16 protein-coding genes and 1 tRNA gene are annotated in these 22,899 nt (G+C 70.9%); 12 read left to right on the forward strand and 5 right to left on the reverse strand.

The annotated features are described in order from the left end of the window. The first annotated feature begins 40 nt into the window (after positions 1–40). Entirely contained in the window at positions 41–538 is a 498-nt protein-coding gene (locus tag ASC76_RS16905) for an Lrp/AsnC family transcriptional regulator (protein WP_056468896.1), read from the forward strand. Further along, the gene (gene rraA / locus ASC76_RS16910) at positions 535–1,035 is read left to right on the forward strand and encodes a ribonuclease E activity regulator RraA (RefSeq protein WP_056468897.1); all 501 of its coding nucleotides are present in this window, start codon (positions 535–537) and stop codon (positions 1,033–1,035) included. The genes ASC76_RS16905 and rraA overlap by 4 nt, the downstream gene beginning before the upstream one ends. Before the next feature lie 43 nt (positions 1,036–1,078). Here the strand turns inward: rraA and serB are convergent, their stop codons facing one another. Further along, positions 1,079–1,789 (reverse strand): phosphoserine phosphatase SerB, encoded by a 711-nt coding sequence (gene serB, locus ASC76_RS16915; protein WP_056468900.1) that lies wholly within the window; start codon positions 1,787–1,789, stop codon positions 1,079–1,081. An 8-nt stretch (positions 1,790–1,797) separates the two neighbouring features. After that, positions 1,798–5,256 (reverse strand): transcription-repair coupling factor, encoded by a 3,459-nt coding sequence (gene mfd / locus ASC76_RS16920; RefSeq protein WP_056468903.1) that lies wholly within the window; start codon positions 5,254–5,256, stop codon positions 1,798–1,800. A 98-nt stretch (positions 5,257–5,354) separates the two neighbouring features. On the opposite strand from mfd, the gene ispD reads away from it, so the two are divergent. Both ispD and ispF read left to right on the forward strand, forming a co-directional pair. Further along, a complete protein-coding gene (gene ispD / locus ASC76_RS16925) occupies positions 5,355–6,062 on the forward strand; it encodes a 2-C-methyl-D-erythritol 4-phosphate cytidylyltransferase (RefSeq protein WP_056468906.1) in 708 nt (235 codons plus the stop codon). After that, positions 6,059–6,562, forward strand: coding sequence for a 2-C-methyl-D-erythritol 2,4-cyclodiphosphate synthase (gene ispF, locus ASC76_RS16930; RefSeq protein ID WP_056468909.1), 504 nt, complete (start codon positions 6,059–6,061; stop codon positions 6,560–6,562). Before ispD ends, ispF begins: the two co-directional genes overlap by 4 nt. Positions 6,563–6,581: 19 nt before the next feature. On the opposite strand, the gene ASC76_RS16935 is transcribed toward ispF, so the two are convergent. Next, positions 6,582–7,910, reverse strand: coding sequence for an ATP-binding protein (locus ASC76_RS16935; RefSeq protein ID WP_056468912.1), 1,329 nt, complete (start codon positions 7,908–7,910; stop codon positions 6,582–6,584). Positions 7,911–7,977: 67 nt separating this feature from the next. Then, positions 7,978–8,712: a two-component system response regulator OmpR gene (gene ompR / locus ASC76_RS16940; protein WP_056468915.1), complete on the reverse strand. Its 735-nt coding sequence runs from the start codon at positions 8,710–8,712 to the stop codon at positions 7,978–7,980. A gap of 160 nt (positions 8,713–8,872) precedes the next feature. Here ompR and ASC76_RS16945 point away from each other — a divergent pair, with 160 nt between their 5' ends. From ASC76_RS16945 to ASC76_RS16965, 5 genes are all read left to right on the forward strand, one after another. Further along, positions 8,873–9,583 (forward strand): SIMPL domain-containing protein, encoded by a 711-nt coding sequence (locus tag ASC76_RS16945; protein ID WP_056468918.1) that lies wholly within the window; start codon positions 8,873–8,875, stop codon positions 9,581–9,583. A gap of 53 nt (positions 9,584–9,636) precedes the next feature. Then, complete coding sequence (locus tag ASC76_RS16950) at positions 9,637–10,539, forward strand: alpha/beta fold hydrolase (protein WP_056468920.1); 903 nt, start codon at positions 9,637–9,639, stop codon at positions 10,537–10,539. Further along, positions 10,536–12,773, forward strand: a complete 2,238-nt coding sequence (locus tag ASC76_RS16955) for a bifunctional (p)ppGpp synthetase/guanosine-3',5'-bis(diphosphate) 3'-pyrophosphohydrolase (protein ID WP_056468923.1) — start codon at positions 10,536–10,538, stop codon at positions 12,771–12,773. Before ASC76_RS16950 ends, ASC76_RS16955 begins: the two co-directional genes overlap by 4 nt. A 22-nt stretch (positions 12,774–12,795) precedes the next feature. Further along, a tRNA-Val gene (locus tag ASC76_RS16960) sits at positions 12,796–12,870 on the forward strand. Between the two features lie 74 nt (positions 12,871–12,944). Beyond that, positions 12,945–13,247: a hypothetical protein gene (locus ASC76_RS16965; protein WP_162247133.1), complete on the forward strand. Its 303-nt coding sequence runs from the start codon at positions 12,945–12,947 to the stop codon at positions 13,245–13,247. A 61-nt stretch (positions 13,248–13,308) separates the two neighbouring features. Here the strand turns inward: ASC76_RS16965 and ASC76_RS16970 are convergent, their stop codons facing one another. Beyond that, positions 13,309–13,584, reverse strand: coding sequence for a hypothetical protein (locus ASC76_RS16970; protein WP_056468928.1), 276 nt, complete (start codon positions 13,582–13,584; stop codon positions 13,309–13,311). Between the two features lie 300 nt (positions 13,585–13,884). Between ASC76_RS16970 and ASC76_RS16975 the strand changes: the two genes are divergently transcribed. The 3 genes from ASC76_RS16975 to ASC76_RS16985 all read left to right on the forward strand — a co-directional run bounded on the left by ASC76_RS16975 (position 13,885) and on the right by ASC76_RS16985 (position 22,899). After that, positions 13,885–21,666 carry an ATP-binding protein gene (locus ASC76_RS16975; RefSeq protein WP_056468930.1) on the forward strand — a complete coding sequence of 2,594 codons (7,782 nt, stop codon included), beginning with the start codon at positions 13,885–13,887 and terminating at the stop codon, positions 21,664–21,666. A gap of 95 nt (positions 21,667–21,761) precedes the next feature. Further along, positions 21,762–21,989 carry a hypothetical protein gene (locus ASC76_RS16980; RefSeq protein ID WP_056468931.1) on the forward strand — a complete coding sequence of 76 codons (228 nt, stop codon included), beginning with the start codon at positions 21,762–21,764 and terminating at the stop codon, positions 21,987–21,989. 13 nt (positions 21,990–22,002) lie between these two features. Next, entirely contained in the window at positions 22,003–22,899 is an 897-nt protein-coding gene (locus ASC76_RS16985; protein ID WP_056468934.1) for a Ku protein, read from the forward strand.

The raw sequence follows: 22,899 nt of genomic DNA on the forward strand, positions 1-22,899 counted from the left end.
AGGTTGATCGATCACAATGCCGTCGATTCAAAGGAGTTTGATGACTTCGACCTTGAACGTGGATCTGGACGCGCACGACACCCGCATCCTCGCCGAGCTTCAGGCCGATGCGCGGCTGACGATGGCCGAGCTCGGCCGGCGTGTGCACCTGAGCCAGCCGGCGGTGACCGAACGGGTGCGCAAGCTGGAGGCGGCGGGCGTGATCAGCGGCTACCGGGCGACCGTGAACCTGGCGAAGCTGGGCTATGGCATCCGGGCGATCATTCGCGTCGGCCGGGCGGACTACGCGCGCGTGGTCAAGCTGATCCAGAGCACGCCTGAATGCATCAATGCCTACAACGTCACCGGCGACGACAGCTGGGTGCTCGAGATCGCGGTGATCGACGTCAGCCATCTCGACGCGGTCGTCACCAAGTTCTGCCTGTTGACCGAGACCGCCACCTCGATCATCCTCAACCCGGCCCGCGAGCACCAGCCGATGCTGCCGCCGCTCGCCGGCGACGTGAAACCGCCGATTCGGAAAGTGACCAACGCATGAGCAAGTCCTCCAACCTCGTGACCGGCGACCTGTGTGACGCGCACAAGGCCAACGCGGACGGCAGCTTCCGAGTGCTGCCGCCGCTCTACCGTGACTTCGGCCGGCGCAAGCGCTTCGCCGGCACCATCGCGACCGTCAAGTGCTACGAGGACAACTCGTTCGTCAAGGCCGCGCTCGAGGAGCCGGGCCACGGCCGCGTGCTCGTCGTCGACGGCGGCGGCTCGCTGCGGCGTGCGCTGGTCGGCGGCAACATCGCCGCGGCGGCCGCGAAGAACGGCTGGGCCGGGGTCGTCGTCGACGGCTGCGTGCGCGACAGCGCCGAGCTGATCGAATGCGACATGGGCATTCGCGCGTTGGCGCTGATCCCGATGCCGACCGAGCGTCGCCAGCAGGGCGAGCGCGACGTGGCGCTGCATATCCACGGCGTCTGGGTGCTCCCCGGCGAGTGGCTGGTGGCCGACGAGGATGGCATCGTCGTGATGCCGGCGGCGGACTGACCGCGCCTCGCCACGCCGTCGGCGCGGCGGAGCGCTGCGCCGATCACGCGCCGAAGACCTCGAGCGCGCGGTCCATGCCGCCGCTCGTGATCGACAGCATCGCCTGTTGCAGCACCGCCGGCTTCGGGTGGTAGGCGATGCTCAGGCCGACGGCGCCCATCATCGGCAGGTCGTTCGCGCCGTCGCCGACCGCGATCGCCTGCGCCGGCGCGATGCCCATCAGTTCGCAGACCTCGAGCACGACGCGCTTCTTCTCGGCGCCGTCGACGATGTCGCCCCAGGGCCGGTCGATCAGGCGGCCGGTCAACGCGCCGTCCTCGACCTCCAGCATGTTGGCGCGCGCGAAGTCCAGGCCGAGCCGGCCGCGCACCCGCTCGCTGAAGAAGGTGAAGCCGCCGGAGACCAGCAGCGTCTTCAGCCCGGCCGCCTGGCAGGCTCGAACGAAGTGCTCGACGCCGGGGTTCAGTTGCAGGTGGTTGGCGTAGACCTCGTGCAGCGCCGCCTCGGGCACACCGCGCAGCAGCGCGAGGCGGCGGCGCAGGCTCTCCTTGTAGTCGGCGATCTCGCCACGCATCGCGGCCTCGGTGATCGCGGCGACCTCGGCCTTGCGGCCGGCCGCGGCGGCGATCTCGTCGACGCATTCGATGTTGATCAGCGTCGAATCCATGTCGAACGCGACCAGCTTGTAGTCGGCCAGGCGCAGCGGCGGCGCGAAGCCGCGAACGAACAGGCCGGGGGCGAACTCGTGAGCCATCGTCGATGTCATGCGGGTTGAGGTTGCTTCGGCGTGCCGAGCGCGCGCAGCACGTCGCGGATCAATTGCGCGCGGTCCTTGGGTTCGGGCGTGTCGCGCTCGATGCGCAGCTTGTCGTTGCCGGCCAGCTTGATGTGGCGGTTCTTCTGCACCAGCTCGATGATCTTCAGCGCGTCGACCGGCGGGTTGGGGCGGAAGCTGATCACCATCAGCTTGGTGCCGGCATCGATCTTGGTCACGCCGAAGGGCTTGGCGAGCACGCGCAGGCGGTGGACGTCGAACAGCGTCTGGCCTTGCGGCGGCAGCTTGCCGAAGCGGTCGGTGACCTCCTCAAGCAGCGCGTCGATCTGCGCTGCCGCGTTCGCCGACGCGAGCCGCTTGTACAACGACAGCCGGGTGTGCACGTCGCCGCAATACGAATCAGGCAGCAGCGCGGGGGCGTGCAGGTTGATCTCGGTGGTCGCGGACAGCGGCGAGAGCAGGTCGGGCTCGACGCCGGCCTTCAGCGAGCGCACCGCCTCGGCCAGCATCTCGTTGTAGAGCTGGAAGCCGACTTCCATCATGTTGCCGCTCTGGTTGTCGCCCAGCACCTCGCCGGCGCCGCGGATCTCGAGGTCGTGCATCGCGAGGTAGAAGCCGGAGCCGAGCTCCTCCATGCTCTGGATCGCTTCCAGCCGCATCGACGCGGCCTTGGTCAGGCCCTCGACGTCCGGCACCATCAGGTACGCATAAGCCTGGTGGTGCGATCGGCCGACGCGGCCCCGCAACTGGTGCAGTTGCGCGAGGCCGAACTTGTCGGCGCGCGACATCACGATCGTGTTCGCGCTCGGCACGTCGATGCCGGTCTCGATGATGGTCGAGCACAGCAGCACGTTGTGGCGCTGGGCGACGAAGTCGCGCATCACGCGCTCCAGCTCGCGCTCGGGCATCTGGCCGTGCGCGATCGCGATGCGCGCCTCGGGCACGAGCTCGGCCAGCTTGTCGTGGCGCGCCTGGATGGTCTCGACCTCGTTGTGCAGGAAGTAGACCTGCCCGCCGCGCTTCAGCTCGCGCAGGATCGCCTCGCGGATCGTGCCACTGGTCTCGGTGCGGACGAAGGTCTTGATCGCCAGGCGCCGCTGCGGTGCGGTCGCGATCACGCTCAGGTCGCGCAGGCCTTCCAATGCCATGCCCAATGTTCTCGGGATCGGCGTGGCCGTGAGCGTCAGCACGTCGACCTCGGCGCGCATCGCCTTGATCGCCTCCTTGTGGCGCACGCCGAAACGATGCTCCTCGTCGATCACCAGCAGCCCGAGCCGCTTGAACTTGACCTTGTCGCCGATCAGCGCGTGGGTGCCGACGACGATGTCGACCGTGCCGTCGGCCAGGCCTTCGAGCGTCGCCTTCACTTCCTTGCTGGAGCGGAAGCGCGAGATCTCGGCCACCTTGACCGGCCACTTGCCGAACCGGTCGGCGATGTTCTGGTAGTGCTGCTCGGCCAGCAGCGTGGTCGGCGCGAGGATCGCGACCTGCTTGCCGCCGGTCACCGCGATGAACGCGGCGCGCAGCGCGACCTCCGTCTTGCCGAAGCCGACGTCGCCGCACACGAGGCGGTCCATCGGCTGCGGCGAGACCATGTCCTGGATGACGGCGTGGATCGCGGCCTGCTGGTCGGGCGTCTCCTCGAAACCGAAGCTCGCGGCGAAGGCCTCGTAGTCGTGCGGCTGGAAGCGGAATGCGAAGCCCTCGCGCGCGGCCCGGCGGGCGTAGAGGTTCAGCAGCTCGGCCGCGGTGTCACGCACCTGCTCGGCGGCCTTGCGCTTGGCCTTGTCCCATTGCGGCGAGCCGAGGCGGTGCAGCGGCGCCTCGTCGGCGGCCACGCCGGTGTAGCGCGCGATCAGGTGCAGCTGCGCGACCGGCACGTACAGCGTCGCCTTGTCGGCGTATTCGAGGTGCAGGAACTCGCTGCTGCCATCGCCCAGGTCGATGTTGCGCAGACCGACGTAGCGGCCGATGCCGTGGTTGGCGTGCACGACGGGATCGCCGACCTTCAGCTCCGACAGGTCCTTGATCAGCGAGTTGACGTCGCTGACCTGCTCCTGCTTGCGGCGCCGCCGCGCGGTTGGCGAGGTCGCAAACAGCTCGGTCTCGGTGACGAACTGGATCGTGACTTCGTCGTCGGGCTCGAACCAGAAGAAGCCCTGCGCCAGCGGTGCCACCGCGATCGCGAAGTGCTGCTCGCCGGCGCGGAAGTCCGCCAGCGTCGCCACGCTAGGCGGCTCGATCTGGCTGTCGCGCAGCAGCTCGAGCAGGCTCTCGCGCCGGCCCTCGGTCTCGGCGACGATCAGCACGCGGTGGCTCGTGCCGGCGACGTGATGCTTCAGGCGCGTCAGCGGCTCGGGCGCACCGCGGTCGACGCTCAGGTCGGGCAGCGGGCGCGCCCACGCCACCTCGTCGCGGCCGCGCAGCGCGAGCTGGGCGTGCCGGTTGCACAGCGCGAAGAAATCCTCGGCCTTCAGGAAGAGGTCCTCGGGCGGCAGGATCGGCCGTTCGCGGTCGGCGGCGAGGAAGCGATGGCGCTCGCGGGTGTCGGTCCAGAACTTCGCCAGCGCGTTGTCGATCTCGCCGTGCAGCACCAGCGTGGCCGGGGATTCGTCACCGCGGCCGAGGTAATCGAAGATCGTCGCGGTCTCGTCGAAGAACAGCGGCAGGTAGTACTCGATGCCGCCACTCGCCAGGCCGGTGCCGATGTCCTTGTACAACCGCACCTTGGTCGGGTCGCCCTCGAGCTTCTCGCGCCAGCGGGCGCGGAAGCGGGCGCGCGCGTCCTCGTCCATCGGGAACTCGCGGCCCGGCAGCAGCCGCACCTCGGGCACCGGGAACAGGCTGCGCTGGGTGTCCGGGTCGAAGGTGCGGATCGAGTCGACCTCGTCGCCGAACAGGTCGACGCGATAGGGCACCAGCGAGCCCATCGGGAACAGGTCGATCAGCCCGCCGCGCACCGCGTATTCGCCGGGCGAGACGACCTGGCTGACGTGCGTGTAGCCGGCCAGCGTCAGCTGCGCCTTCAGGGCCGCCTCGTTCAGCTTCTCCTTCTGCTTGAAGTGGAACGTGTAGCCGGCCATGAAGCTCGGCGGTGCCAGGCGGACGAGCGCGGTCGAGGCGGGCAGCAGCACGACGTCGACCTCGCCCTGGCGGATGCGCCACAGCGTGGCCAGGCGCTCGGAGATCAGGTCCTGGTGCGGCGAGAAGGTGTCGTAGGGCAACGTTTCCCAGTCCGGGAACACGGCGATCCGCAGCCCGGGCGCGAAGAACGGCAGCTCGGCTTCCAGCCGCTGGGTGTCCGCGGGTTCGGCGGTGATGATCGCGGTGATCTGCTGTTGCGCCGCCCGGGCCTGCGCGAAGCGCGCCAGCAACAGGGCATCGGCCGAACCGGTGGGGCGGGGCAGCGTGAAGCGTTTTCCGGATGCGATCTCGGGGAGTTGCATGAAACCTTGGGCGCAAAAAGCAAAGCGCCCCGGCGGGGCCTTCAGACGTGGCATTCCCCGGGGCGAGCGATGGGGTCGATTATAGAATTCGCGCGCCGATGACGCCGACCTCCATCCCGGAAGCCCCGCCCCGCCTGTACGCCCTCGTTCCCAGCGCCGGTGTGGGCGAGCGCGCCGCGGCGGGCGGTCCCAAGCAGTACGCGACGCTGGCCGGCCGCAGCCTGCTCGGCCACACGCTCGCGGCGCTTCAGCAGGTCGAACGGCTGGCGGCGGTGCTGGTGGTCGTGAACCCCGTTGATGCGCAGCACGCCGCACACCTGGCCGGCACCGGCGCGACCGCCGCGGCGGTCGGCGGCGCGACCCGCGCGCAGACCGTGCGCAACGGCCTGGACGCGCTGCTGGCCCGCGGCGCACGCGCGACCGACTGGGTGCTGGTGCACGACGCCGCGCGCTGCCTCGTCCGCCCCGAGTGGATCGATGCGCTGATCGACGCCTGCATCGACGACCCGGTCGGCGGCCTGCTCGCGCTGCCGATCGCCGACACGTTGAAGTCGGAGCAGGAGGGCCGCGTCAGCGCGACGATCGACCGCCGCGGCAAATGGCAGGCGCAGACCCCGCAGATGTTCCGCATCGGCCTGCTGCGCGACGCGCTCGACCACGCCGGCGCCAACGTCACCGACGAGGCCAGCGCGATCGAGGCGCTGGGCCACGCGCCGAAGCTGGTCGCGTGCTCGGTCGAGAACTTCAAGATCACCTGGCCGGCCGACTTCGCGCTGGCCGAACGACTGCTGAGAACACGCCCATGAACGGACCCCGCATCAGACCACCCCTGTGGCGCATTGGCGAGGGCTGGGACACGCATGCGCTGGTCGAGGGCCGGCGCCTCGTGCTCGGCGGCGTCGAGATCCCGCACACCCACGGGCTGATGGGGCACTCGGATGCCGACGCGCTGTGCCACGCCGTCACCGACGCCCTGTTCGGCGCGGCGGCGATGGGCGACATCGGCTTCCACTTCCCCGACACCGACTCGCAGTACAAGGGCGCCGACTCGCTCGCGCTGCTGGCGGAGGCGGCGCGCCGCGTGCGGGGCGCCGGCTGGCTGATCGGCAACGTCGACAGCACGATCATCGCGCAGGCACCGAAGATGGCGCCGCACATCCTCGGCATGCGCCAGCGCGTCGCGCAGGCGATCGGCGTCGCGGTCGATCAGGTCAGCGTGAAGGCCAAGACCGCCGAAAAGATGGGCCCTGTCGGGCTCGGCCAGGCGATCGAAGCGCGCGCGATCTGCATGCTCTGGAAGGGCTGAACCGGCCGGAGCAGGGCGGTCAAGGCGCCTTCTTGAGTCGGATGTGCGCCATCAACCCGCCGTCCGGTGCATTGGCGAGTTCGAACGTGCCGCCCATGCGCTGCACCGCCTTGTCGACGATCGCCAGCCCCAGGCCGGCGCCGGTCGCGGCGGTGCGCGCCGCGTCGCCGCGGAAGAACGGGGTGGTCAGTTGCGCCAGCTTCTTCGGGTCGGCGCCCTGGCCGAAATCGCGCACCGTCAGGATCACCCACGGCCCGGTGCGGGCGTAGCTGACCTGCACGCGGGCGATGCCGGTATCGGTCGAGCGGCCGTAGCGGCGTGCGTTCTCGAACAGGTTCTGCAGCACGCGGCCGAGCTCGATGTCGTCGGCCATCACCTTGGTGTCGATCGCCACGCGCGAGCTGATGCGGATCTGCGCCGGGTCGCGGAACGCCGCCATCTCCCGGTCCACGACGCTGCTGAGGTGCACCGGCATCATCACCGAGTCGCCGGGTCGCGCGTAGTCCATGAACTTGTCGATGATCGCGTCGAGCTGGTCGATGTCGAGCGCCATGTTCTGCTTGGCCTCTTCGTCGTGCACGCTCATTTCGGCTTCTAGCCGCAGCCGGGCCAGCGGCGTGCGCAGGTCGTGCGAGATGCCGGCGAGCATCACCGCCCGGTCCTGTTCGACCTTCGCCAACTCGCGCGCCATCCGGTTGAAGCCCATGTTGACCTGGCGGATCTCGCTGGTCAGCGTGTTCTCGTCGAGCCGCGAGTCGAACTCGCCCTCGCGGATGCGGCTGGCGGCGAAGCTCAGTTCCTTCAATGGCTGGTTGATCAGGCGCGCGATCGCGGCCGAACCCAGCACCGTGGCGAGCAGAGCCATGCTGACCCACAGCGTCAACGTGTTCCACAGGATCGGGCCGGCGCGGCTCGGGTCGGCCTGCAGCCAGAACGGGTCCTTCTCGATCGAGAAGCCGACCCACAGGCCGGGCGAACCGTTGACCGAGCTGGCGACCACGGTGTCCGGGCCGAGTTCGCGACGCAGCTCCTGGCCGATCGCGCGCGTGACGCGGTCGGTCTCGTACGGCTCCCACTTGTCGCCCGGCTCACGCGGCGCGAGGCGCAGCGACTCCTGGTTCGAGATGCCCTTGATCAGCGCGACACGGTTGATGCCGTCGCTCGATTGCAGCGCGGCGCGCGCCAGCTTGACCAGGCCCGCGATCTGCTGCCCCTGCTGGGTCGCGCGCGGCTCGATCTCGAGCGCACGGAAGGTCTGGGTCCAGGCGAAGACGCCGCCGACGAGCAGCAGCGCGATCAGGAAGAAGGTTCGCCAGAACAGGCTGAGCGCGACTTTTTTGGGCTTCATCGGGGTTTCAGGCTACCAGACAGGACAACGGCTCCCGAGGGAGCCGTTGGTCAGTTCGCGGACTCGCTCACGCCGCGCCGTCCGGAACGAACACGTAGCCCACGCCCCAGACGGTCTGGATGTAGCGCGGCTGTGCCGGGTCGGGCTCGATCATCTTGCGCAGGCGCGAGATCTGCACGTCCAGGCTGCGGTCGAACGGCTCGAATTCGCGACCACGCGCCAGCTGGGCGAGCTTGTCGCGCGACAGCGGCTGGCGCGGGTGGCGCACCAGCGCCTTCAGCATCGAGAACTCGCCGGTCGTCAGCGCGATCTGCTCGCCCTCCTTGCTCAGGCGGCGCAGCGCCAGATCGAACTCGAACGGGCCGAAGCTGACCGTCTGGGCTTCGAGCGCCGGCGCGCCCGGCGCCTCGAGCGTCGGGCGGCGGCGCAGCACCGCGTGGATGCGGGCCAGCAGCTCGCGTGGGTTGAAGGGCTTGGGCAGGTAGTCGTCGGCGCCGACTTCCAGGCCGACGATGCGGTCCACGTCCTCGACCTTGGCGGTCAGCATGATGATCGGGGTCAGGTCGTTCGCGGCACGCAGGCGGCGGCAGATCGAGAGGCCGTCCTCGCCGGGCAGCATCAGGTCGAGAACGATCAGGTGCACCGTCTCGCGGGTCAGCAGGCGGTTCAGTGCCTTCGCGTCTTCGGCGAGCAGCACCTCGAAACCTTCCTGCGTCAGATAGCGGCGCAGCAGGTCGCGGATGCGGGCGTCGTCATCGACGACGACCACTCGGTCGGGGCGCGGGTTGGCAACAGCGGTCATGCATTCAGCTCCAAATTTGTAACAGAGCCGATTTTGGACACGAAACCAAGCCGATTCTGCCCGGTTTGACCACCTGTTACAAATGCTTTGGCCCCGGGATTTCACCCCGTCGACCGGGGCTGAACGTATAAGCCTGCATCGTCAAACGGAGGTTTTCGCCATGTCATTGCATTCCCTTCATCGCCGCGCGGCGCTGCTGCTCGCGCTCGTCGCGCCGTTCGCCTGGTCGGCGGAGGCGCCCCCGCCGCAGGGCGTCGTCAGCCTGTCGAGCAGCGCGAGCCTGGAAGTCGTGCGCGACCTGCTGAGCATCACGTTCAACACCACACGCGAAGGTCCCGACGCGGCGGCAGTCCAGGCGCAGCTGAAGCAGGCGCTCGACGCCGCGCTGACCGAGGCGAAGAAGGCGGCGCGGCCCGGGCAGGTCGAGGTGCAGACCGGCAACTTCTCGCTCTCGCCACGCTACACGTCGAAGGGCGCCGCCAATGGCTGGCAGGGCAGCGCCGAGTTGATCGTGGAGGGCCGCGACATGCAGGCGATCGGCCAGCTCACCGGCAGGATCACGACGTTGACCATCAACCGTGTCGGCTATGCGCTGTCGCGCGAGCTGCGCGAGAAGTCCGAGGGCGAGGTCGCCGCGCAGGCGATCGCGCGCTACCGCGCCAGGGCCGCCGAGTACGCGCGGCAGTTCGGCTATGCCGGCTACACGATCCGCGAGGTCAACGTGTCGAGCAACGAGCAGCAGCCGATGCCGCGCGTGCTGGCGATGTCGGCGCGCGCCGCACCGGCACCGGCCGACGAGGCCCTGCCGGTCGAGCCGGGCAAGGGCGTGGTGATGGTCAACGTCAACGGCACGGTGCAGATGACGAAGTAGGGCACCGCGTCGGTCGCCGCTGCGGTGCGCGAGCAGGGCTTACGATCGTCGGCATGAACGAAGCCGACCGCCGCGCCGCCGACGAACCCCGCCTCAATCACGTCCAGTGCCTGGGGGCGCGCGGGCTGCACCGTATGGCCTACTGGGAGTGGGGCGACGCCGCGAACCCGAAGGTGCTGGTGTGCGTGCACGGCGTCGGCCGCCAGGCGCGCGACTTCGACACGCTGGCCCGCGCGCTGCGCGACGAGTACCGCGTGGTCTGCCCCGACGTGGTCGGCCGCGGCCAGTCCGACTGGCTGGCCGACCCGGCCGGCTACGCGATCCCGGCGTACGTGGCGGACATGGTCACGCTGCAGGCCCGGCTGAATGCGCAGACGGTGCATTGGGTCGGCACTTCGATGGGCGGGCTGATCGGCATGGGCCTCGCGTCGCTGCCGAAGACGCCGATCGCCAGACTGGTGCTGAACGACGTCGGCCCGGCGATCCGCTTCGAGGCGCTGAGCCGCATCAGCGGCTACCTCGGCCAGCCGCTGCGCTGGGCCAGCGTCGACGAGGCCGCCGACTACCTGCAGACGATCTCCGCGACTTTCGGCCCGCACACGCGCGAGCAATGGCTCGCGCTGTCGCGGCCGATGCTGAGGGCCGATGGCGACGGCTTCAAGCTCCACTACGACCCCGCAATCGCGGTGCCGATCCGGGCGATGACGCCCGAGATCGCCGCTGCCGGCGAGAGGATGACCTGGGCGGCCTACGACGCCGTGCGCTGCCCGACACTGTTGCTGCGCGGCGCCGAATCCGACCTGCTGGCGCGCGAGACCGCCCAGGCCATGACCGAACGCGGGCCGCGTGCGCGGCTGATCGAATTCGCCGGCGTGGGCCACGCGCCGACCCTCGTCGCGGCAGAGCAGGTCGACGCCGTGCGCCGCTTCCTGCTGGAGCCCGACCCCACCGCATGAAGACCGGCGTGCTGGACGCGCGCAGCGATGCCGCGCCCATCGTTCACCTGATCGACGACCACCCCGACGCCGCCGCGGAAGCAGCGCAGCTGGTGCGCGCCCGCGCGTTCGCCGAGCCGCTGCTCTACGGGCGCCTGCTCGACACCGGCGAGGACGCGCTCGCGCATGCCGACGCGGTCGCGGCGATCCTGCAGGGCATCGGCGCCGCGCCGGCGATGCGCGCCGCCGCCTACCTCGTGTACGCCGGCGACTACCTGACCAAGCCGGACGAGGTGATCGCCAAGGCGTTCGGTCCGTCGCACGCCAGCCTCGTCGTCAACACCCGCAAGCTGGTTCAATTGCAGCGCGCCGCGCGCGAGGCGCAACTCGGCACCGAGGCACGCGCGCAGCAGACCGAGCGGGTGCGCAAGATGCTGCTCGCGTTCTCGCGGGACCTGCGGGTGGTGCTGCTGCGGCTGGCATCGCGGCTGCAGACCCTGCGCTTCTTCGCGGCGACGAAGACGCCGTGCACGCCGGCGCTGGCGGCCGAGTCGCTGCAGGTCTTCGCGCCGCTCGCGAACCGGCTCGGCATCTGGCAGATCAAGTGGGAGCTGGAAGACCTGTCGTTCCGCGTCCTCGAGCCTGAGCGCTACCAGCAGGTCGCGCGCCTGCTCGACGAGCGCCGCGTGGAACGCGAGCAGCGGGTCGAACGCTTCCGCCTGCGACTGGCCGACGATCTGCGTGCGCACGGCCTGCCGGCCGAGGTCCAGGGCCGGCCCAAGCACCTCTACAGCATCTGGAAGAAGATGCAGGGCAAGGGCCTCGATTTCACCCAGGTGCTGGACGTGCGCGCGGTGCGCGTGATCGTGCCCGACGTGCCGCGCTGCTACGCGGTGCTCGGGCGCGTCCACGAGCTGTTCCGCCCGGTGACCGGCGAATTCGACGACTACATCGAGCGGCCCAAGCCGAACGGCTACCAGTCGCTGCACACCGTGGTGCTCGACGACGACGGCCGCGCGGTCGAGGTGCAGATCCGCACGCAGGCGATGCACGAGCACGCCGAGCACGGCGTCGCCGCGCACTGGGCCTACAAGGATGCGGGCGCGAAGGGCTATGCCGGCGTCGTCGCCGATGCGGACCAGCAGGCGCGCATCGCCGAAGCCCGCAAGGCCGTGCTGCGCCAGCTGCTGGCCTGGGAGCGGGACACCGCGGCGCCGGAGCACCCTGCCGGCTCGGTTGCCGGTGGAGCGGCCGAGGACCGCATCTACGTGTTCACGCCCGCCGCCGCGGTCGTCGAGCTGCCGGCCGGCGCGACGCCGGTCGATTTCGCGTACACCCTGCACACCGACCTCGGCCACCGCTGCCGCGGCGCGCGGGTCGACGGCGCGATGGTGCCGCTGAACACGGCGCTGCGCAGCGGCCAGACGGTGGACGTGATCGTCGCGAAGGAGGGCGGCCCGTCGCTCGACTGGCTCAACGCCGAGCTCGGCTACCTGAAGAGCCACCGCGCCCGCGCCAAGGTGCGCGCCTGGTTCAACCTGCAGGCGCAGAAGGAGACCATCGCGCGCGGCCGCGAGTCGGTCGAGAAACTGTTGCAGCGCGAGGGCAAGACCGCGATCAAGCTCGACGACCTGGCCGCGCAGCTGGGCTTCCGCAACGCCGATGCGCTGTTCGAGGTCGTCGGCAAGGACGAGTATTCGCTGCGCAACATCGAGACGCTGCTGCGCCCGGTCGAGGCGCTGCCGACACCGGATGACCTGATCGCGTTGCGCCGACCGTCGACCACGGCGCCCAAGAGCGGCGTGCTGGTGGTCGGCGTCGAGTCGCTGATGACGAGCCTGGCGCGCTGCTGCCGCCCGGCGCCGCCAGACGCGATCGGCGGCTACGTGACGCGGGGCAAGGGTGTCGCGGTGCACCGGGCGAGCTGCACCAACTTCCGGCAGATGGCGGCGCACTCGCCCGAGCGCGTGATCGCGGTGCAGTGGGGGGCGCCGCGCGGCGACAAGGCGGCGCTCTACCCGGTCGACGTGATGGTCGAGGCAGCGGACCGCCAGGGGTTGCTGCGCGACATCACCGAACTGTTCGCCAAGGAGAAGATGAACGTGACCGGCGTGAAGACCCAGTCGGTCAAGGACTCGGGCGGCGGTACCGCGTGGATGACGTTCACGATCGAGGTGGCCGACGCCGCGCGTCTCACGCACGTGCTCGGCCTGGTTCAGCACATTGCTGGTGTGCGTTCGGTGCGGCGCAAATAGCCTGTGCTATAGTGGAGGGCTAGGGCGATTAGCTCAGTGGTAGAGCGCCTCTTTGACGTGGAGGATGTCGGGAGTTCGACCCTCTCATCGCCCACCAAAAACGTCGCAAGTCTGATCAGAGCCTGCCCCGCAAGGGACAGGCTCTTTTTCTTTCAGGGCCCCCCAATGGACATGACGCCGCGCCGCCAGCAACTGATCGACGGCCATGTGGCCGACACGCGCCGCGAGATGCTCGATCTCGCGTTCGAGCTGAACGATCTGGTGCGCTTCGCACTGGCCGCCGCGAAGGACAAGACGCACAAGCGCTACTACCCGTTCGATCCGGTCGACGAAGGCATTCGCAACTGGGCCGAAATGCGCCGCAAGCTCGGCAAGTTGAGCCAGCAGGTGGAGCGCGCGAACGGACGTCTCGGCGTGCGTCCGTTCGATCCCGAGTCACCGGCCGAGGAGGACCCGCCCCCAGCCGGAGCCTGAAACGACAAGGGCACCTTGCGGTGCCCTTCGTGCGGGGTGGTGGCGAACGCGTCTGCGCGAGTCAGCGTTCGAGCAGCTGCGGGCCGCGACCGGCGGCGGCGGCCATCGCGGCGTCGAAGCCGCCATCGACCCAGCGCCGGCCGTGCGCGAAGGCCTGGTGGGCGGCGACGGTCGGGTTCGTGAACGGCGGGGTCGGCACGTCGAGCGGGATCTCGAGGGTCACTGCTTCCGATGCATCGTAGATCACCAGCCGTGGCGCGAAGGCGTTGTCGCCCAGTCGCTCGGGGGAGCACTGAAACTCGAAGCCGCGGTACTGTGCGAAATAGGTCGGTTCCATCCGTGGGCTCGCTGGAGTGAAGATGCGCTGCAGGTCTGGGTAGGATCGTAATGCAGTGTCAACCAACCGCTCTCGGGCCAACACCCCGCAGCTCGGGGGTCGGCAACAAGGGGCGGCCGAGGGACATCTGCACTCCATTGTCGTATCTGTGCCGAACGGGCGCGGCATGGTTGGAAACGACGCAACAGGCCGGTGACTTAATGGCGCGAACTGCGTCACGGTTCCTTGTGACTGTCGCGAACTTCACGTTAGGCTGCGGGCCTCTTGAAGCCATCCCTCCCGTTTGCGCGGTTAGACAGCGTGCCCGCCGCCAGCCCGCCGAACGGGCAGGTCGACACCCCGGTCGCGCAACTGGACAAGGCTGAACGCTTCGTCGCGCGCCATGGTCCGCACATGGTCTGGCGGATCGCCCCGGTCGCCCAACGACTGGCCGTCGCGCTGCGCGGTACCGCGTGGCACGCGCGCGCGCTGACGCTGACGCTCGACGCGCTTCACGGCGCACGCCGCGGGCATGATTTGCCGCCGTTCGTGGACGAGGCGATCGGGCTCGATCCCCCGCCGGGCAGCCCGTTGGCCATCAGCATCGCATTCGCGCGTTGCACGGTGCTGTCGAACGAGGGCCTGTACGCCGCCGCGATGGATGCGCTGGACGCGATCGACGCCGCCGGGCCGGTCTCGCGCGAGGTCCGACTGGCGCTGCTGCGCCAGCGTGCGCTCGTCACCGGTCTGGAAGGTGATGCGCAGCGCGCCGCCGACCTGTCGCTGTCGCTGCTGCGCGCGCTGACCGGCGATTCGAGCCCGTCGGCCGCGGCATGGCGAAGCGATGTCCACGGGATGCTGTCCCATTGCGCCGCACGCGGCGTGGGCGGGATCGGCAGCCTCGAGTCGAACGCCCGCATCGCGATCCGCATCGGCCGGCACAGCGGCTGCCTGCCGGCGATCCTGTCCCCGGTGCGCAACCTGCTCGCCGCGCTCGACGTGCGGCGCGCGCCGGTGCACGAAATGCGCGCCGTGTTCGGCGCGGCGCTGACGTCGGTGCGGGCGCGTCGGCTCGAGAACGCGACGGTCGCGTCGATGTTGTCCAACTTCGCCTGGCTGATGGCCTCGGCCGGCGAGCCCGCGGAGGCCGCGCGCGTCGGTCGCGAGGCCTGGGACATGTTCGAGCGCCTCGCGTTCCCGGCGACGACGCTGATCTTCGTCCAGCAGCTCGAGACGGTCTTTCGTGCCGCCCACGATCCCGCCCGGGCCGCCGCGGTCCATGCGCAGCGCCAGCGCATGGAAATGCGTGGGCGCGGTCTGCGCGACACCGGCCACATCCTGGACATCCCCGGCGGGCCGGAATGGGCCGGGCAGCAGACGGCCGAACGCGCGACGATCCGGCGCGAGGCCGGCGCCGCGCTGGCCGACGACGCACTGACAGGCCTGCCGACACGCCACCAGCTGCCCGGCATGCTCGCTGCGGTGCTCGCGCGCGAGGGCGGCGCGGTTGTCGCCGTCGTGGCCGACATCGACGATTTCCGCCGTGTCAACGATCGCCTCGGTCACGCGATCGGCGACCGGCTGCTGCGCGTCATCGCCGAACGCCTGCAGGGTCTGGGCACCCGGGGCTGCGCCCGCGCCGGGCCGGACAGCTTCGTCGTGTGGGATCTCGCCGAGGCGCACCTCGACGCCGCCCGCGCCGCGGCCCGGGCACTCGCCGAGCGCGTGCAGACCACCGTGGCGCTGCCGCTGGGCCTGTACGCACCCGGGCTGCGCCTCAGTGCCTGCATCGGGCAGGGTGCGTTCGCGCCGCCGCCGCGCCCGGATGCCTTGCTCGCGATGGTGGAAGCGGCGCTGGAGCAGGCGCGCGCGATCGGGCCTGGCTGCGTCRTCGAGACGGCCGACGCTGCAGTGCCGGGGTCGACCGTGCCGTCGTCCGAGCCCACGCCGGCGCGCTGGGGCGTGCATCGGGGGGCGCCGCTCGCGCGCTCGCGCCACCTCGTCGGTTACGAGGCGCTGCTCGATCGGTCCGATGCGGGCCTGCGCAATGCGAGCGACCGCTGGTCCGTGCCGGGCTTGAACGACCCGCGGATCACCGCCGAGGAGGCCGACCTGCTGATGGGCGACGCGGTCTGGGGTGACGCGCTGGTGCCATGCCGGTTCAGCGTCGCCATCGGGCCGCGCCTGACGGAAGCCGCGCTGGCCCGGCTGCGCCGTCAGGCGCAGGCGCTGCACGTGCTCGAAGGCATCGCGGGCGTACCGCGCGTGCTGCACCACGATGCCGCCTCGGGCCTGCTGATCGTCTCGCGCCCGGCGGGCGAGCGGCTCGATGCCCGGGCAGCGGTCGCCGCGTCGACACCGGCGGCGGTCGGGCAGATCGTTCGCCTCGGCATCGCGCTGGCCCGGACGCTCGACAGCGTGCATCGGGCCGGCGTGGTGCACGGCCGCCTGAACCCGTCTGCCGTGGTCGTCGACGCCCCGATCGAGACGCTCACACTGCTCGGCCTCGAAGACGCGGGCTTCCGCGCCGCGCGCGAAGCACTGCTGCCGTTCAGTGCGCCGGAACAGACCGGTCGGCTGGGCGAGACGATCGATGCGCAGGCCGACTGGTACGCCTTCGGCGCGCTGCTGCACTGGCTGCTCAGCGGCGCGCCGCCGTTCCTGGCAACGGACCCGCTCGCACTGCACCACGCCGTGCTCACGGCCGAGCCACCGCGGCTCGGGCCACCGGTCCCGGACGCGCTGGCCGACGTGGTGCTCAAGCTGCTCGCCAAGAGCCCGCAGCAGCGCTACGCCTGCGCGGCACACCTGTTACCCGACCTGGAGTTCGTTCTTGCGGTGCTGCGCGGCGAACGCGTGGCGGCGGACTTCGTCCCGGGCGCGCGCGGCCATCGGACGGCCCCGGCGCCCGCGCTGCATGTCCATGGGCGCGGCGCCGAACAGGCGCGACTGGAGGCGCTGGTGGACGGCCTGTTCGATCCAGGCGCGCCGGACACATCGCGGGTCGTGGCGGTGCGCGGCTTCGGCGGGGTCGGCAAGACGACGCTGGTGCGCAGCCTGTTGCCGAGCGTGGTGCAGCGCGGCGGCATCTTCGCCGCCGGCGGTCACGATCAGTTCCAGCCGCGTGGCGCGTTCGACGCGGTCACGGCAGCGCTCGCCGACGTGGCCCAGTACTGGTTGTCGGAATCGCCCCGGCGCGTCAAGACGACGCGCGCGGCGCTGCGGTCCCGGCTGGGCGCGCAGGCCGGTTTCCTCCAACGCATGGTGCCGGCGTTCGCACCGCTGCTGGGTGGGGACGCGGCACCGGTCGACGCGGACGACGGCACGCCGTTCTCGATCCGCGCACGCCGTGCCATCGGCGGTGTGCTCGACGTCGTGCGCCTGTCCGGCGTGGCGCTGCTGCTGTTCATCGACGACTTGCAATGGGCCGATGCCGGCGCGCTCGAACTGCTGGAGGCGGTGGCCAATGACCACAGCCGCGGCAGCGTGCTGATCGTCGCCGCATGGCGCGACGCCGACGTCGATGCCGGCCATCCGCTGCGCCACGCGCTCGCCCGGCTGCGCGTCGCCGGCACCCGCGTGACCGCGATCCACCTCGACGGGCTCCGCCCCGCACCCCTCGCCGACCTGCTCGGCGATGTCCTGGATGCGCCGCCCGCCGCGCTGGCGCCGCTGGCGGAAGCGTTGCATCGGAAGACCCGCGGCAATCCGTTCTTCACGCTGCAATGCGTTCGCCAGTTGTTCGATGCCCGGCAGTTGCAGCGAACGGGAGATTCGTGGACGTGGGACGCCGCGGCGGTGCGCGCGCTGCCGAGCTCCGAGAACCTGCTGGACGGCCTTCTGCAGGAGCTCAAGCGCTTGCCGCACGACGCACAAGCGTTGGCCGGCGGGTGTGCCTGCCTGGGCGGCGACATCGACGTGGCGCTGCTCGCCGCGTCGCTCGACGTGCCGGTGCAGCGGGTCGACGAACTGCTGCAGCCGCTGCTCCAGCGCGGCCTGCTGATCTCCGTCGCGGCGCCGCACGGGGCCGCCGCGCTGCGCTTCAGCCACCACCGCATGCAGCAGGCCGCGGATGCACTGCTCGACCCGCCCGCGCGTGCGCGCTGGCATCTCGCGTTCGCCCGCGCGCTGGGAGCGCGCGTCCCGCCGGTCGATCCGGCGGCCGTGGCCAAGCACGACCTGGGGGCGCTCGCACTGCTCGAAGGGCCGGAGACGGACGCCGACGAGCGCGAACGGATCGTCGAGCGCCTGGTCTGCGGCGGACGCGCCGCGCTGCAGCAGGGCGATCCCGCGCGGGCGTTGCGCAGCGTCGAGGGCGCCCGCGCGCTCGCCGCCCGTGCGCGCCCGGATGCCGCCCGCTGGTACCGCATCCACGAGTTGAGGCACGCCTTGCTGTGCCGGCTCCAGCGCTACGACGAGGCCGACGCGGTCTACGCGCGGCTGGAGGCCGGGCTCGACGACGGCGCGGCGCCGACCCCGCTGCAGCTCGCACCCGCCACCTTGCAGCAGCTCGGTGCGCTCTCGCGGCGCGGCCACGATCCGGCCGCGGTCATCCTCGGGCTCGGCACGGTCCGCGCGCTCGGCCTGCGGCTCCCCGCGGCCGCCGGCTGGTCGACCGCGCGCGAGGCCGAGGCGCGCGCCTTGCGCGCGCTGATCGGCACGCACGGCATCGAACGCTTCGATCACCTGGAGCCGATGGCCGATCCGGCGCAGGCGCACATCGGCGCCGTGCTCATCGCCGCCCAGCTCGCCGCCTCCGCCACCCAGGCCGAGATCGCGGCCTGGGCGCGGCTGCGCGCCGTGCGCCTGGGCTTCGAGCTCGGCTGGTTCCCGACCTTGCCGCTGGCCATGCTCGAGTGCATCCCGTTGGGCGACGCTCCGGAGGACTTCGTGCTCGGCCGCGCGATCGCGCAGGCCGGCTTGCGCCTGTTCGCGCGGCATCCTTCGCCCTGGCTCGCGCCGGGCGTCCACCACCGCAAGGCGCTGCTGCTGGGCCACTGGCTCGAACCGCTCGAGCGCTGCGGCAGCTACGCGCGCCAGGCGAACGAGCTCGCGCGTGAGGCCGGCCAGCCCGAGCTCGAGGCCGCGACGCAGGTCACGCTCGGCGCGGTGGCGCTGGAGTGCGCGCTGAACCTTGCCGATGTCACGCAGAGCCTGCGCAGCGTCGCGCGCGGCGTGCGCGCCCGCGGGCCGCTCGGCTGCCGCGTCGCCTACCGGCAGTTCGTCGCCTGCATGGCGGACCAGACGCGCGTCGCCGGGCGCTTCGATGCGGTGGAGACCGGGCCGACGGAACAGGCGACCCGGGCCTATCTCGCGACCTGGCAGGCCGTGGCCGCGACGCTGTTCGGCGACTGGGATCTCGCGCTGCGCGAGGCGCGCAGCGCCGCCGGGCTGCTCGACAGCGTGGCCGGCCACTACGTGGGCTACCTGCAGCGCTGGGTGCATGCGCTGGCGTTGTGCACCGCGCTGCGCACGGCCGACGAGGATCGGGACCGCCTGCTCGCCGAGCTCCGGCCGCTGCTCGACTGGCTGGCGCGGCGTGCCGCCGAATCGCCCGTCAACTTCGGTCACACCCACGACCTGGTGTGGGCGCTGCACGCGTGGGCGCAAGGCGACGTGGCCGGCGCCACCGCCGCCTTCGAGCGCGCGATCGAGCGCTCGCTCCAGCACCAGCGTCCGTACCACCACGCGCTGGCCTGCGAGCTTGCCGGCGGGTTCCATGCGGACCACGGCGCGTCGCGCGCGGCCGCCGCGTACCGCGCCGATGCCTTGCAGGCCTACGAGGCCTGGGGCGCGACCGGCAAGACCCGGCAGCTGCTCGGTGCCGGCGTGCTGCTCCCGGTGCCGGCGCGTCCTGCCGCAAGCGGCGGGCTGCTCGACCTGCAGATCGTCACGCAGGCCAGCCAGGTGCTCGCGCAGGAGCGTGATCCGGCCGGGCTGACTCGGGTGTTGCTGGAGCAGATCAGGCGCTACGCCGCCGCCGACCGTGGCGTGCTGTTCTGGCGCGACGATGCGGACTGGCGCGCGCGTGCCGGCTTCGGCGCCGACGGTCTGTGGTTCGAGGACGACGCGCCGCGTGGCGAGGACCGTCACGTGGCGCTGACGGTCTACCACTACCTGACCCAGAGCCTGAATCCGCTGCTGCTGCGCGACGTGCAGCACCATCCGCGCTTCGGACACGATCCGAAGGTCCGCGCGGACGGCATCCGCTCGATCGCCGGCCTGCCGATCCGCCACCGCGGACAGGCGCGTGGTCTGCTGTACCTCGAGAACCGCCAGGCCCACACGACGCTCGATCCGCAGCAGCTCGACACCCTCGGGCTGATCTGCCTGCAGTTCGCGGTGGCCTACGAGAACGCGCATGCGAACCAGCGGCTGGAGCAACTGGTGGCGCGACGCACCGAGGAGCTGCGCGAGGAGAACCTCGAGCGCCGCCGCGCCGAGCAGGAGGCGGCCGATGCGAACCGCGCCAAGAGCGTGTTCCTCGCCCACATGAGCCACGAGATCCGCACGCCGATGAACGCGATCCTCGGCATGAGCCACCTCGCGCTGCGCAGCGGCCTGAACCCGCAGCAGCACAACTACGTGCAGAAGGTCGAGCGCTCGGCGGAGTCGCTGCTCGGGCTGTTGAACGATATCCTCGACTTCTCGAAGATCGAGGCCGGCAAGGTCATCATGGAGAGTGTCCCGTTCGCGCTCACGGAAGTGCTGGACCACGTCGCCAATGTCGTCGGGCTGAAGGCCACCGACAAGGGGTTGCAGCTGCGCTTCGCTGCAGCGACGGGTCTGCCGGCCGTGGTCGTCGGCGACCCGCTGCGCCTCGGACAGGTGCTGGTGAACCTGACCAACAACGCCGTCAAGTTCACCGACCGCGGCAGCGTCGAGGTCGGCGTCGAGTTGACCGAACGTGCGGGCACCGAGGCCCACCTGCGCTTCACGGTGCGCGACACCGGCGTCGGCATGACACCCGAGCAGCTCGTGCGCGTGTTCGAGCCCTTCGAGCAGGGCGATGCGTCGACGGCGCGGCACCGCGGCGGCACGGGCCTTGGCCTGGCGATCAGTCGGCAGCTGGTCGAGTTGATGAAAGGCCGGCTGTGGGCCGAGAGCCAGGTCGGCCGCGGCAGCGCGTTTCACGTCGAGGCGGTGTTCGGGGTGGCGACCCAGACGCCGGGCGCCGACGCCAGCGCCGACATCGACGAGATCGCGCGGCGCTTCGGCCTGGAGATCAACGCCGGGCCGACGGGTGAAGCGCCGCTGGCGGAGCCCAGCGTCGCGGGCGGGTTGCGTGCGCACCAGCGGGCGTCGCTGCGCGACCACCGCGGGCAGCTGGCCGGCGCCCGCATCCTGCTGGCCGACGACAACGAGATCAACCAGGAACTCGTGACCGAATTGCTGGCCGATGCGGGCGTGCACGTCAGCGTTGCGGAAGACGGCGAGGCGGCGCTGCAGCTGCTGAACGAGCAGATGTTCGACGGTGTGCTGATGGACTGCCAGATGCCGGTGCTCGATGGCTACGACGCGACCCGCGCGATCCGTCGCGATCCGCGCTTCGCCGGCTTGCCGATCATTGCGCTGACGGCCAGCACGATGACCGGCGACCTGGACAAGGCGCGGGCCGCAGGCATGGACGACCACCTGGCCAAGCCGATCGACGTGCAGGCGCTGCTCGACACCCTGGCGCGCTGGGTGCGGGTCTCCGGCGCGGCGGTGCCGGCCGATGCGGTCGCGGCGCCGATGGCCATGACGCCGCCGGCCCCGACGGATGCGTCGGCGTGCCTCGATGCGGACGCGGGTCGCGCCGCCGTTGGCGGCAACGACAAGCTCTACCAGCGGCTGCTGGCCAACTTCTGCGGCCAGCACGGCGATTTCGCGACCCGGTTCGCGATCGCCCGAAACCGGCGCGATGCGGCCGGCGCGGCCGCCTCCGCGCAGCAGCTGGCCCAGGCCGCGTCCGGCCTCGGGGCCGTGGGGGTGCAACGGGCGGCGCAGGCGCTCGCCGACGGCTGCGCCGCCGATGCCGATCCGGCCGCGATCGACGCGTGCGTCGCGCGGGTCGTGCATGAACTGCGCGTGCTGGCCGACGCGCTGCGCGACATCGCCTGACCCGTTCGCCCGGCACGTGTCGTAGGCCGTTTCCGACAGTCGAAACCGGCCGACACGACTGGGGATGGCGGATCGGGCTGCGTAGCATCGTTGCCATGAACACACCTGCCAAATTCCTGTTGCTGCTGGACGACGCGCCACGAGCGCTGCTGTTCGACAGCCGCAGTCACCTGCTCGGCGAAGTCATCGAGGAAGACGGTTTCATCGTCGACAGCCTGCTGCGCAGTGCCACCCCTTGCCCGACGCCGATCGACGGCATGCTCCAGGCGATCGTGCCGCCGCCGTCGCCGCAGCAGGCGATGCGCTGCTACGAGCTGCGCTGAGCGCACGCGCGAGATGGCCACCGGCTCGCGCATCCTCTGGAAGGGCGCCATCGCGTTCGGGCTCGTCCACATCCCGGTCAGTCTGCACACCGCGACTGCCGATCACGGCGTCGACTTCGACTGGCTCGACAAGCGCAGCATGGACCCGGTCGGATACAAGCGGATCAACAAGAAGACCGGCAAGGAGATCGACAAGACGCACATCGTCAAGGGCGTCGAGGTCGAGGACGGCCAGTACGTCGTGGTCAGCGACGAGGAGATCGCGGCGGCGTATCCCCGGTCCACCCAGTCGATCGACATCGAGGCGTTCGTCGGCGCCGCCGAGATCCCGTTCGTCTTCCTGGACCGACCCTACTATCTGGCGCCGACCGGCAAGGGCGCCAAGGTCTATGCGTTGCTGCGCGAGACGCTCGCGAAGACGCAGCGCATCGGCGTGGCCCGCGTGGTGATCCAGACCAAGCAGCACCTGGCCGCGCTGGTGCCGGTCGGGCCGGCGCTGGTGCTGAACCTGCTGCGCTGGGGCGCGGACATCAAGCCGTGGACCGAGCTGAACCTGCCTGCGGCGGGCAGCAAGGGGGCCGGCCTGACCGAGGCGGAGCTGAAGATGGCCACGCAGCTGGTCGAGGACATGACCAGGCCGTTCAAGGCGGACGACTACCGCGACTCCTTCACCGACGAGGTGATGGCGCTGGTCAAGCGCAAGGTCGCATCCGGCGACACCGAGACGGTCGTCCCGCAAGCGCCCGTCGAGGCGGGCGGCAAGACGGCCGACATCATCGACCTGACCGAGTCGCTCAAGCGCAGCCTGGAGGGCAAGGCGGGGGGCGCCGCGGCACCCGCGACGGCACGCAAGACAGCGCGAGCCGCGCGCCCGAAGAGCGCGCCCGCGAAGAAGCGACGCACCGGGTAG

Origin of the sequence: Rhizobacter sp. Root404, from assembly GCF_001425865.1 — a bacterium.
GTDB lineage: Bacteria > Pseudomonadota > Gammaproteobacteria > Burkholderiales > Burkholderiaceae_C > LMDS01.